The sequence below is a fragment of the Treponema sp. OMZ 803 genome (assembly GCF_024181165.1).
GTDB lineage: Bacteria > Spirochaetota > Spirochaetia > Treponematales > Treponemataceae > Treponema.
In genome coordinates this window covers 887534-900079 of the sequence record NZ_CP051195.1, presented here as the reverse complement: position 1 = coordinate 900079, position 12546 = coordinate 887534, and the positions used below count along the sequence as shown (strand labels likewise).

At 43.4% G+C, this 12546-nt stretch carries 13 protein-coding genes and 1 pseudogene; 6 read left to right on the top strand and 8 right to left on the bottom strand.

Going from position 1 to position 12546, the window contains the following annotated elements:
• Window positions 1-37: 37 nt before the first annotated feature.
• The gene (locus ABH09_RS04135; protein ID WP_253715312.1) at window positions 38-328 is read right to left on the bottom strand and encodes a helix-turn-helix transcriptional regulator; all 291 of its coding nucleotides are present in this window, start codon (window positions 326-328) and stop codon (window positions 38-40) included.
• Between the two features lie 16 nt (window positions 329-344).
• On the bottom strand, window positions 345-632 hold the full coding sequence (locus ABH09_RS04130; RefSeq protein WP_253715311.1) for a hypothetical protein: 288 nt from the start codon (window positions 630-632) through the stop codon (window positions 345-347).
• Window positions 633-674: 42 nt separating this feature from the next.
• Here ABH09_RS04130 and ABH09_RS04125 point away from each other — a divergent pair.
• A pseudogene (locus tag ABH09_RS04125) lies at window positions 675-892 on the top strand (AbrB/MazE/SpoVT family DNA-binding domain-containing protein).
• A 251-nt stretch (window positions 893-1143) separates the two neighbouring features.
• Here ABH09_RS04125 and ABH09_RS04120 read toward each other — a convergent pair.
• The gene (locus ABH09_RS04120; protein WP_371922123.1) at window positions 1144-3126 is read right to left on the bottom strand and encodes an IdeS/Mac family cysteine endopeptidase; all 1983 of its coding nucleotides are present in this window, start codon (window positions 3124-3126) and stop codon (window positions 1144-1146) included.
• Window positions 3127-3261: 135 nt separating this feature from the next.
• Between ABH09_RS04120 and ABH09_RS04115 the strand changes: the two genes are divergently transcribed.
• Window positions 3262-3501: a hypothetical protein gene (locus tag ABH09_RS04115; protein WP_162662931.1), complete on the top strand. Its 240-nt coding sequence runs from the start codon at window positions 3262-3264 to the stop codon at window positions 3499-3501.
• Window positions 3502-3504: 3 nt separating this feature from the next.
• Window positions 3505-4176 carry a DUF8091 domain-containing protein gene (locus tag ABH09_RS04110; RefSeq protein WP_162662929.1) on the top strand — a complete coding sequence of 224 codons (672 nt, stop codon included), beginning with the start codon at window positions 3505-3507 and terminating at the stop codon, window positions 4174-4176.
• Window positions 4177-4217: 41 nt separating this feature from the next.
• Here the strand turns inward: ABH09_RS04110 and ABH09_RS04105 are convergent, their stop codons facing one another.
• The 5 genes from ABH09_RS04105 to ABH09_RS04085 form a co-directional block, all read right to left on the bottom strand.
• Complete coding sequence (locus ABH09_RS04105; RefSeq protein ID WP_162662927.1) at window positions 4218-4958, bottom strand: flagellar filament outer layer protein FlaA; 741 nt, start codon at window positions 4956-4958, stop codon at window positions 4218-4220.
• Window positions 4958-5695: a flagellar filament outer layer protein FlaA gene (locus ABH09_RS04100; protein WP_162662925.1), complete on the bottom strand. Its 738-nt coding sequence runs from the start codon at window positions 5693-5695 to the stop codon at window positions 4958-4960. The genes ABH09_RS04105 and ABH09_RS04100 overlap by 1 nt, the downstream gene beginning before the upstream one ends.
• A 205-nt stretch (window positions 5696-5900) precedes the next feature.
• A complete protein-coding gene (locus ABH09_RS04095; RefSeq protein ID WP_253715308.1) occupies window positions 5901-6524 on the bottom strand; it encodes a hypothetical protein in 624 nt (207 codons plus the stop codon).
• Window positions 6525-6695: 171 nt separating this feature from the next.
• A complete protein-coding gene (locus tag ABH09_RS04090; protein WP_162662921.1) occupies window positions 6696-6920 on the bottom strand; it encodes a hypothetical protein in 225 nt (74 codons plus the stop codon).
• A 73-nt stretch (window positions 6921-6993) separates the two neighbouring features.
• Window positions 6994-8706, bottom strand: a complete 1713-nt coding sequence (locus ABH09_RS04085) for a M3 family oligoendopeptidase (protein WP_253715307.1) — start codon at window positions 8704-8706, stop codon at window positions 6994-6996.
• Between the two features lie 145 nt (window positions 8707-8851).
• On the opposite strand from ABH09_RS04085, the gene ABH09_RS04080 reads away from it, so the two are divergent.
• The 3 genes from ABH09_RS04080 to ABH09_RS04070 all read left to right on the top strand — a co-directional run bounded on the left by ABH09_RS04080 (window position 8852) and on the right by ABH09_RS04070 (window position 12497).
• Window positions 8852-9637: a YesL family protein gene (locus ABH09_RS04080; protein ID WP_253715306.1), complete on the top strand. Its 786-nt coding sequence runs from the start codon at window positions 8852-8854 to the stop codon at window positions 9635-9637.
• Between the two features lie 276 nt (window positions 9638-9913).
• Complete coding sequence (deoD, locus tag ABH09_RS04075; protein WP_253715731.1) at window positions 9914-10618, top strand: purine-nucleoside phosphorylase; 705 nt, start codon at window positions 9914-9916, stop codon at window positions 10616-10618.
• 118 nt (window positions 10619-10736) lie between these two features.
• Window positions 10737-12497, top strand: coding sequence for a RecQ family ATP-dependent DNA helicase (locus ABH09_RS04070; protein ID WP_253715305.1), 1761 nt, complete (start codon window positions 10737-10739; stop codon window positions 12495-12497).
• Window positions 12498-12546 lie beyond the last annotated feature (49 nt).

Here is a 12546-nt window from a genome sequence, read left to right as displayed (position 1 = left end):
TGATTAATATACCACTACACCATGCCAAAAAAGATTTTTAAAAACTTACAAATTGATAATCGAATATCTTTTGTAACTTTGCTATTGTCTGCAACGTCGGGTTCGCTTTTCTCGGATTCTCCAATTGTTGATATTGCTGATATGAAATATTCAGCTTATCGGCTATTTCGCTTTGAGTTTTTTCTCCTCGTCTTTTACGCAGCATAAGAGCAAATGCAATGTTCGGTTCAACTTCTACAGCATATTCCGAACGAAATACAGGCAGCGGCATCGATATTCCCCGTGAGGTCTCACTTTCCGAGACTCCATTTAATGCTTCTGCAGCCATCTCCAAGGCTCCTTTTTCAGTATTCCCAAATAAACACTTCCGGTAAGTCAGGAAAATGATAGACATTATCTTCCTGTTTTAATGTGCAATAGTACGTCATATTTCTCCCTTTTATTCTATCAAGAACCAACCCATGTTGTTTTAAGTGTTTCATAATTTCCTTGCCTATCATATCTTGATGATACAATATATAACCTGTGTCATCAAGTGACTGATGGAGCATATCGAATACGACACGGATGTATAGCACCTGAGAGGGGATATCCGCCTCCGCCCGTGCCGCTGAACAGTCGATTGATGGCATTTCCTCCGTTAGTATATAACGAAAGTAACATCGAAAGGGCAGATGACTATTCCTCTTGTAATGCGAGATATGCTTGGATTAAAAAGCGGCGATAAAGTCTTTTTTGAAGAAAGCAAAGGAAAAGTGTATATTGCAAATGCTTCTCAAATAACTTTGTCAAATATTCAAAGTCAAATGCGAGGAGAGAGGCAGAAAAAGAAGGCTTTCAAACGGAAGATGATGTTGTTGCATACATCAAAGAATTAAGGAAAACGCGTTGAGAGTTTTCGTAGATACCAATATCATTATTTCTGCGATACTTTTTCCCAATGCTAAAGTTGTTAAGGTTTTTTCTCATGTAATTGAAAAGCGCATTGTTTTACATCGGTGCAGGAAGTTGCAATTATGGAATATAAGCAATTGGGAACCTCTAAAAACATCAAACCTACCGCTTGTTCTATAAATCAGTTTTTTAGAGGTTTCCCTTAGGTCTGGTTATTACCACTGCGGAATTGTTACTTGTAAAGGCTGCTTAGGGATTATTACGCTTCCATTCTGCCCACTGATCTTCACCTTTATCCAAAGTAATTATTTCGCCGATACAGTGATTTTTGCTCAGGCTATTATTGCTATAATTAAAGAAATACGGGTTATAGCGCAGCCGGTCATTGTGCTCATAGTCAGGCTCTGCATAGATATCTACCCCGTCTTGATACTGTATACCGTACGTAAACACTCTATTGGGGACATCGTTATTATCAACAACGTATATAGCGATAATATTATCATCTTCATCAAAGGCAGCACCCCACAGCGTTATAGCGTGTTGGGTATTGTCCTGAGCCCCATATCTATTCAGCCCAACAGCTTTTTTAGCATTAAGTGCGGCTTTAAGCGTATCCTCAAACTCCTTTTTTGTACGAATAGTCACCAATTCGATAGGTGTATTACTTTGATTAAATACGTCTTTAAATAATGCCGGAGAGTAGCCTTTATTTCTTAGCAGTTCAAAGTCATCTAATCCGAAGAGATACCACTGCAACCCTCTAGCAGGATTCCCTCCGGAATTCTTACACTTCTCTCGAAAGAGATTCGCTATGGAACTTTTTTGATCTTCTTGATTATCTGCAAGCCCGCGTGTATAAACAGGCTCATACGGAGTACTGTCAAATATCTTTCCCTCAGAAGCAGCTTTTGCGGTTTTCTTTATCTTATACTGTTCAATATTGTCTTTATTTTGCACAAACCACCAATGCAGCATATTGGCATCAGTTTTAGCCCAACATTGATTACCATCGGGACGAGGACCGTGATACCCCCCGGAGGGAACAAACGTATGGGTAATTTTTCGTGTGTTAAAAAATGTGGTACCCGCTGTTTCGTCCCAAGTAAAGACGTACGGCATCTGGTGATAGGTTCCCGTACCACCAATTTCAATCTGTCTTTTTTCTGCATCTTGAGGCGGCGTTATTCCATGTACCCATTTTATCGTTACAACCGGGTGCTCATTCCTTTTTTGGATGATTTTTACTTGCAGATCCTTACCCGCAGCTTTAACATATTTATGTGTACTCGTATCTTTAAATTTGATATATGCATCCCTGTACCACACGGTTTTATTTTTCTTAAGGTGCAAGTGTACCGTATCTGTGCTTGCATCTGTATTGTCTTTACGAACAGAGGTCACCCATTCTTTTCCGCCGCCAACAACTTCAGGGGTATACGCAAGCTTACCGTTGGTCGTTTTTACCGTAAAGGAGACATCTCCTTCATCACTTTCACACAAGACGGACAGTGTTTCTATGTTAGGCGGTGTTTCTATGCTAATTGAAGAACCGGCAGGTTTTCGTATCATCTTAAAACGAACTTCTCTTTTAACAAAAGGATTATCATCGGCGATTATAGTTACCGTTGCTTCCCCTTCGCCGTCAGCTCTTATCCAACCTTTATGTATATCCTCCACCCATGCTACTCTGAAATTAGATGTATCGAATTTAAGCTTTCTATTCTCAGCTTCCTCAGGCATTGCTTTTGCATCGAACTTATACATTTCGTTGAGAAACATCTCAATCGGTTCTGCGGGAAGCGGCGGATTGAACTCAATAGAAGTAACACGGACTATAGCTTTTGTAACGGTTAGCGTCACTTGTTTTGATACAGCCGGATTATCCACTGCTGTTATGGTAATATTTACAGTTCCTTCATTATGTGTAGTAATCAACCCTTCGTCATTTACAGACGCAATCATTTCATCATCTGAACTATAGGTAAGATTTTTATTCGTTGCGTTTTCGGGCACAACATACGCGCCGATTTGACGGGTACCTCTATTCTCTACAGAAATAGCAGTTTTACCGGAGCGAAGAGCAATGCCCGTAACAGGGATGGTCGTGGGATAATTGTTATTACATGCTGAAAAGAACAGAACAGTCAGGGTAGAAAGAAAAATGATTGAAAATTTCTTCACAAGTAGACTCCATAATAAAAAAATGCGGGATTCACTGATGCAACGCATCAGGGAACTTTATATTTTGATTGCGCTATATATACAAATTAATCGAATATTCGTCAAGTGCATATAAAATTTTTAATGTAGTTGACCGCACTTCTGCTCTTGTATGGTGTTAAAAAAAACTGCTATAGTATCGGTATGACACTTTATGAATATTATATGGTATTCCCCGATGGCGATATACAGGAAATTTTTGGTACTTTAACGGTCGGTTCACTGTACGATATGAACGGGAACCGGTTAATGCCGCCACTCCCGACAAATAAGATGATTGTGTATCAGGTATGCGGAAAACGTACCCGCGAAGAAAGAGGTATTGTGGCAACCTATTACGCACTGGAACAGTTGGATGCTGCTGAATTACGTGCATACGTCTAACGAATGATCAACACCTATAATGAAACGCACCTGCACCGTACCCTAAAAGACTTGTATAGCAGTGATAGTGCCGTACAAGAAACCTCGTTGAAAGGCTTCATCTGTGATATTTACGACGATGGAGAGATAATAGAAATACAAACCTCCAAGCTTTCCGCGTTGCGGATTAAATTGGAAAAACTTTTACCGCTGTATCCTATCCAAATTGTGTATCCAATCATCCAAAATGCCTATATTCTGACACTTAACGAAGACGGCTCTAAACGCAGCTGCCGTAAAAGCCCAAAACACGGCACTTTCTATCAGATTTTTAGGGAACTGTTAGGGATCGTTCACTGTCTCGATAATCCGAATCTTACGATACGGATTTTGTATATCGATTGCGAAGTTATCAAAATAGATGATAAGAAGGGGCGAAGCAGATATAAAAGGCCACGTATTATCGATAAAAAGTTGTTAAAGATACATCGGGAGGAGGAGTTTCACGGTATCGATAGCTTGACTGCTCGGTTTATGACAAAGCTGCCCGATGTATTTATCAGTACCGATATAAGGAAATTAGGCACCGGAGTCTATGCATCATATATCTTATCATTTTTAAAAAAATGTCAAAAAATAGCCTTTTATACAAAGGCAGGGCGCTATCATGTGTATAAAAAAACCGGTACCGAATAGGTACCGGTTTCCAATCGATTAATACAAGTTAAAGCAGTGGTTTACCAGCTATCTTTCATATCGTCATCGTCGCGCAGATCAACTTCATAAAGGTCGGTAACGGCACGAAGATCATCAAAGTAGATGTAGTAATTTCCATACGCTTCCCACGGGTTACACTCAATACGGAAGCCTACAATCTTTAGACCCATACTGGTGCCGTAGTGATAATCCTTTTGTACAATTCCCGTTCCTGCTGCATTCTGTGGGGGAACCGCAACGGTCATCAATTTCCATCCTGCATGATTCAGTTTTCCTACATAGAGTTCAAAGCGCTGTCCCATATAGTCTTCAAGGATGAGCTTTAAAACATGCGGATAACTTCTTCCGACAACCCAAACGCTGACGGTTTTAGTAATGCCTTCGACCGGAATCGGTTTGACGGCACGGACTTCAAAGCTGTTATAACCACGGCGGTAGAAGGACACCTTTGTACCGTAAACTTTGCTGTCAGGGAGATTCAGGTTTTCCTCGTCCGGAATTGCTTTCTTTTGTTTGGGAGCACCGTCAAACAAACGGCCTTGAATAACGCCTTCGTCCGAAGACATGGAGCAAACCCAAGAACCTTCATTTTCAAATTTATCGACTGACACTTCCTTTAAGCGCTGCTCTGCAGATTCAACGCCGATACGGGAAGGATCTACTTGATCCAAGGATGATGCATCGCGGGTATTCTCCTGGGCAAATGCAAACAACGATAATGCTGATAATAATGCTGCTACGGTAAAATATTTTTTTGTCATTATTTTCCGCCCTCCTTATTAGAATCGGCATCATCAAACTTGGCGTTCTCTAACTCAAAGCCGTCATAAGAAGCAGTACGAGTATTTGTTAATGCCTTGAATTCATCAAAGAAAACATAAAAGTCATCAACGTTCTCCGTAGGCTGAGTGCGGATTCTAAATGCGACAAAGCTCATATATTTAAGCTGTGATAAATAGCGCGACCGCTGCTGAATATTTGTGGGAACGGTAACCGCTAAATTTCTCCATCCATGGTAATTTAATGTTCCGACCGGTAATGTATGTATCCGTCCATTGCAATCGCGTACCAGAATTTCAAGATCATACGCATAGCCTGCGCCCCAGACCCAAAGATCAAATCTTTGGACAACCCCTTTTAAGGGGATTTCATAAGGAGCGGCATTATCGCCTGAGCTTTTTGTCGGATAGAGATCGACCCAGTTATCGCCTTGGCGGTTAAATTTAAACTGCATTCCTAAAAATTTGTATTCTTTATCGGAATCGGATTGCATAACCCGCAGAGCGTTCGGCATTCCGTCAAAATACTTTAAAATAGGATAACCTTCGGTGATAAACTTGCTTCCAATAGCATTCCATGTTATCTCTGATGATTCAGGGGAGTCAAAAGTCTCCACCATGTACGTTTGATAATTAACACCGCTATCCTGCGCTGCCAATGGAGTACAAACGACTGCAAACATCAGAACAAAGACCGTAATAACAACGCCTTGTTTCATTCACAACTCCTTTTATTTCCGCCGATATTCTAAGAAATCATACCCATTATAGTCTGAAAAGAAAACTTTGTCAAATAATTCAGTAATCCCCAAACCTAACAGAGCATCAATTCCGCAGCGGATGAAGAACTCTGTCTACAGTATCGGCGGACTAAGTAAAATATACAAGGGTTAGACGCTTTTTTTATATTTTTTATCTGACTGTTTAACCGGCATTTCCCTGCCGGTATATTATAAAGTGCAGTACCGTGCCGATTAAAGCGATACCCGTTAAAATAGAACCGTAGATTATTTGAGTTCCTTTAAAATAATAAAACCCCAGTGCAAAAGTACCTAGTATAAGGATTCCTATAAATAGAAGAAAGACGAGGGCGCAGGCGATAGCATAATAGAAAGTAACATCGGCACAAAAACGTAAGAGTGCATCCAGAATAAAAAGGGCACTTACATACAGAATAATGCTAAGTACAATGGGCGTGATGCGAAGATGTGTGCTTGCAAGGAACAATTGCTGATATATTTTTACGGTAAATAGGCCAAACAACGCTGCAGGGGTCACCGAAGCATTAAAACCGGAAAAGATCAGGGCGATCAATAATACAATGCAGAAAGGAATAAAGGTATCCACAAAAAAGAAATAAAAGAAATAACTTCCTAACGAACCGATATAGTGATCCGTTTTTGCAGAAAAAAAAGACACAACCAGTGAGAACAGTGTTGTCGCTGCAATACCGACAAAGAACATAAAGATATGCTTATTTTTTTCCTCTAATTGAAAGGAGTAAGAGAAAAAAACAAGCGGAATACAAAATAACAGTAAGACAGCCATATTTAGCTAGGATACCATAAAATGGTACGATAGACAACGCTTATTTTGCACATTACAATCTATCGAGATAGTACTGTAGAACAGAAGAGCATTCAAACCTTTCTATCATATTCGATTTGAATGGCCTCCCGTTCATTTTCTCAGTAATACAATGTTGCACCGCAAATCCTCTTACGGATGGCGTGCAGCCACTCCTTTTTCGATCAGTGATATCAGTTGATCTTCATACCAATCTTGGGAATAGGGTGCATGCTGGCGGACAATCGGTCGAATCTTTGCTTCGATGGCGTCCTTGCAGGCTTCGCAAATATCATATTCGCGGATATGCCAATAGGTTCTTCCGGCTATAGGATTAACCAATTCTTTTTTGCAAATGTCGCAATGTAAAGTTTTCATAACGATGCTCTCCTAATAATAAAGCTTGTATGCAAAAGCATACCGTATATTTGTTTTTTTGTCGAGTCAACCATTACAATATGGTATCATTGATATTATTTAGCCATTTCGTACACGCCGGTACAACAGAAGCAATGCAGCCGTCTTTAAAGGGGTTCTTTAAATTTGCCAGTTCCACAAGACGGAGGAATGAGTCGCGGCCGCCTGCTTTACAGAGGCGAAGGTAATCTTCCCATGCCGTTTTGCGGTCGGAAAGGCTTTTTGCCCAGAACTGCAGCGCACATACTTGCGCAAGTGTGTAATCGATATAATAAAACGGCGTGCTGAAGATATGTCCCTGGCGCATCCAATAACCGCCGCGGTTTAAGAAATCGTTATCACTGTAATCCCGTTCAGGTAGGTACTTTTTTTCGATGCTGCGCCATGAGGCCTTTCGTTCTGCGGGGCTTGCTTCGGGATGCTCATATACCCAGTGCTGGAACTCGTCTACCGTAACGCCGTAGGGTAAAAACAGGAGCGCTCCGGATAGATGGGTAAAGCGGAATTTATCGGTTTGCTCTTCAAAAAACAAATTCATCCACGGCCATGTAAAGAATTCCATACTCATCGAGTGAATTTCGCAGGCTTCGTAGGTCGGCCATACATATTCCAAAAGGCGGGCGTTACGGCTCTGATAGGCTTGGAATGCGTGCCCTGCTTCATGGGTCATCACCTCCACATCATGCTGCGTATTATTAAAGTTGGCAAAAATAAACGGCGCCTTGTAATCGGGAATTGTGGTACAATAACCGCCTGCTGCTTTTCCTTTTTTTGCAAGCACATCGAGTAGGTTATGCGAAGTCATAAAGGTAAAAAATTCATCGGTTTCGGGGGAAAGTTCCGCATACATCTTTTTAGCATTCGCCAAAATCCAATCCGGATTACCGTGGGGAATCGCATTGCCGGTGGTATATTCAAGCGGTTCATCATAGTAGTACAGCTGTTTCAATCCCAAGCGCTTTGCCTGCCGTTTACGTAAATCAACGGCTATCGGTACAATTTCACGGTAGATTTGGTTCCGATAGGCAGCAACCATCTCGGCATTGTAGTCGGTCCTGCCCATCCGGTCATATCCGAGCTGCACGAAGTTTTTATACCCGAGTTTTTTTGCGATGCGGGTACGCACTTTGACTAAATTATCGTAGATGGAATCGAATTCTGCCTCATTTTCTGCAAAAAAACCGTAGTAGGCCTGTGCTGCTTTTTCCCGTGTTGCACGGTCTTGATCTTGCATAAAAGGAGTCAGCTGCGCGAGCGTGCGTTTTTCTCCTGCAAATTCGATTTCTGCCGAAGCGATCAGTTTGTCGTAGCTGCTGGTAAGTTTGTTTTCTTCCGCTAAATCTTCCATAATAGAGGGTGAAAACACCTTCATATCAAGTTCGGTCATTGCAAAGATATGAGAGCCGAGTTCTTTTTCCAGCTCTTTACGGAACGATGAGGCAAGCAGTTTTTTATTAAAGCTATTGGTCATTTCGATATAAAACGGGTTTGATTCATCAAAAAACGTATTTTCGGTATCGTAAAAACCGTCTCGGGTGTCGATACTGTGCCGTATTTCCGCAAGGGTTTGCATGGTTTGATAATGGGATTTGAGTTTTTGCACTTCGTCGATAAGAGCAATCTGCTCTGCTGCCGAATGTGCCGCCTCAAATTGCCGTTCCGCTTTTTTAAATGCCGTTTTTAATGCCTCCATGTTGGGTCGCGTGTAGGGAAGGTCGGTGAATTGTTTCATTTCCGGTGTATTCATTAGAGACTCCTTGCTCCTTATAAAATTATGCTGAGCGATTATAACACAAGGAGCATGTTTAGGACAGTGCCGGTATCTCACCAATTGAGGAGACACCCCTGCGGTATGGATAGTATTATTCCGGTTTTTGTGCTACTATCGCTGCATGATCGGATTTTTTCTCAAAAAAAATTTTTTTGACGGGTGGGACAATTTTCTTCTGCTCGCTCTTTTCAATATTGCGGTTATACTGATTGTTTTTTTATTTTTCGGCTTGGCATACCTGCTGTCATCAATATTCGTGTTGTCTGTATTGTGCTTGTTTGTTTGTATCATATTGATAGGCATACTGCTTTTAACCGTCTCTAATTTGATGTCCCATATTGCCGATTATAAATCATTTTCATTTAAAGAAATCGGTGGGGAAATCAGACGCACATGGCGGCATGGTGCTCTGTTTGCACTAATCGAAAGTTTTTGTTGGATCGTTGCCGAAGTCGCTGTCCCCTATTATTTTTCGTTTCAAAATTTTCTCGGCCTTTTTCTCGGTGTTACTGTTGTATGGATTTTTGCGGTTATACAGCTGTCGCTTTTATGGTTTTTTCCGATACGGAGCCGGTTGGAATCGAATTTTTGTAAATGCCTTAAAAAGTGCTTTATCGTTTTTTTTGATAATACAGGATTTACACTTTTTATGCTGCTGTACAGCGCTGTCCTCATCATAATAACCCCATTCTTAGCTTTTTTGGTACCGGGTTTTTCGGGACTCTTGCTTGCATGGAATAATGCCTTCAGACTGAGAATGTATAAATACGATTGGATGGAGCAGCATCCCGAAATACCGATTCAAACTGCGCGGAAACACATACCGTGGGATGAGTTACTGGCGGAAGATCGGGAAACGGTCGGTAGCCGATCTATTCGCAATCTTATTTTTCCGTGGAAAGACTGATGGCTGCATTCATGATATTTGACAGTATCTATAGGGCATCTGCAAAAACTGAAATTTTTGCGGAAACTATCCAAAAACTTTAGTTTTCGGGTAGTTCCCATCCCTTCGCTTTTTTGATAGTTTTGATAATCAACACCCCCGACGCAAGCGTCGGGGTACAATGCTCAACGTTTCGCATTGTATGTTCTATAAGGTGGTTGCAGTCGGCTTTAATACCCTTTGTTACGACGCAAAGCGTCGGGGTATTAAACCCTCCGCACGAATAAGGAGTCTATGATGAGTATTCATATCGGAGCAAAACAAGGGGAAATCGCCGAACGGATTTTACTGCCGGGCGACCCGCTGCGAGCAAAATTTGTTGCCGAAAATTTTTTAGAAAATGCGCGCTGTTACAATGAAGTCCGCGGTATGTACGGGTTTACCGGCACGTATAAAGGTGTAAAGGTTTCCGTGCAGGGAACCGGCATGGGACAGCCTTCTATTTCCATCTATGTGAACGAGCTTTTCCGTGAATACGGCGTGCAGAAAGCTATCCGTATCGGTACTGCGGGAGCCTTGCAAAAAGAGATTCCGCTTCGTTCGTTGATTATCGGGATGAGCGCTGCGACCAATTCAGGTTCAAATACGCTCCGTTTCCGCGGAACCCAGTTTGCGCCTACAGCGGACTGGAAGCTTTTAAAGCATGCCTATGATGCGGCTGTCCGCTTAGGGTATAACCCCTTGGTTGGCCCTATCGCTTCGTCTGATGTGTTCTATGACGAGCTTGAAACGTGGAAACTCTGGTCGCGGTACGGTCTTTTGGCGATTGAAATGGAAGCCGCCGAGCTTTATACCCTTGCCGCACAGTACAAACGGCAGGCGCTCGCACTGCTTACCATATCCGATAATATGGTTACCAATGAGGAAACTACGGCGGAAGAGCGTCAGACATCGTTCACTGCAATGATGCAAACTGCACTTGAGGCAATTATCGCCGAATAAATATAAATCGAAAGAGAACGGGGATGTCTCAAAAGTCGGTTACTTTTTCGATAACCCCTTCCCTACTTTTTTTGCAAAATTGTAAGCCATTTTGCTGTTGGTGACGCATATATATGGTATGAATATCATCAACAACAAAACGCCTGATGGCGAAATTCCCTACCTTTTTGAACCGGAGGCGGCGCTGCCCGATACGGAAAGCTGCCCCATGATTTTTGAATCGGATAATCCCGAATACAGCTTGGAAAAAACAGCCGATGCCGTTTCTATCTGCGCACAGACCGTATTCGGGATTCCGACGTTATACCCATGGCAGCGACTCGTAATTGCCAATATCCTCGATGCCGTACACGCTGCCGAAGCGGCCGAAGCTGCCACATCGTCGGCCGGTATTACGGCGTCGCACACCGAACCGCAATATGGACAATATGCCACAGAGCCGGCTGGAATTTCTACAGCGCCGGTCGGAACCGCGCTACCGCAAGCAGAGGATTGCTTTTTGTCCGGTACGGGGGAACCTTTAAGCGAGCTTTATGACGAGGACGGCGTGTTGCGGGGCAGGCAGATCGTCTTGTTACCGACCGGCGCGGGAAAATCGCTGTGTTTTCAGGTACCGGCGCTGCTGTTGGATAAACCGACACTCATTATCTATCCGCTTTTAGCCTTGATGAGCGACCAGATGCGCCGGATGTGTGAAGGCAATCTTGAACCGGTGTTGTTCCGCGGCGGCCAAAGCGGACAGGAACGAGCCGCGCAGTATGCCCGCCTCGAAGGTACGGACGGAAAACCTCCTGCAAAACTCATCATTGCCAATCCCGAAATTCTGATGCAAAAAGAAGTGTTAAACCGTATTGCAAAGCACGGCATTGCCCACCTTGCCATAGACGAGGCGCACTGCGTCAGTGAGTGGGGAGACAGCTTTCGGCCGGCCTATCAAACGCTCAAGCAGGTTATCGAAACGCTAAAACCTCCTGCCGTTACCGCTTTTACCGCAACAGCAGGCAACGATGTATTAAAGCGTATCGGCGAAGTTCTCTTTGACGGCCGGGCGCATCTGGTACGTGGAGAATCGGATCGTACCAATATTGCCTATTACGTACGACAATGCCGTGTAAAGGCGCCTGCCCTCCTGCAAGAGGTTATGCAGCGACAGCGGCCGATGGTTATTTTCTGTGCGACCCGGAACGGTACGGAACAAACCGCTGCGTTTTTACGGTATACGCTGCGGGATCGGGCAATTCGGTTTTATCATGCAGGCTTACAACGGAATGAAAAGGATGAGGTGGAGCAATGGTTTCATCAGCACGATAGCGCGATACTGGTAACGACCTGTGCGTGGGGCATGGGCGTCGATAAAAAGAACGTACGTACTGTGATCCACCTGAATGCGCCGCCCACGGCCGAAGCTTATGTACAGGAAGCAGGAAGGGGTGGACGGGATGGAAGCCCCGCGCAAGCCGTGTTGCTGTGGAGCCCCGAAGACAAAGCGAGGATTGTGTTGTTGCCCGAAAAACAGCGGAAACGGGCTGAAATACTCGTCAATTTTGCCGAAAGCGGCCGTTGCCGGCGCGAGGTTCTGCTCGAAGCACTTGGAGAAGTGCGGGCCGTTCCGCTTCATGTAGGGGATGAAAGTATCGCCTGTTCCGGTTGCGATATCTGTAACGGAACCGCGTTGCTGTATCCGCAAGACGAGCAGGAGCTGATCAAATTTGTGACAGCCAATAAACGGAAATTCACCGTTCCGCAACTTATTCGGATATTGCATGAAAACCTTCCGTTTTGGCGCGCCGGCGACATTAGCAGTCTTATTTCTCAGCTTATCCATGAACAGAAAATTCGACCGGCTAATGCATTCTTCTGGAAAGGGGCACTTACATAGAGCAACCGCATTAGGCTGCTTTTTCATATCCGCTACGAACGGCAATGAT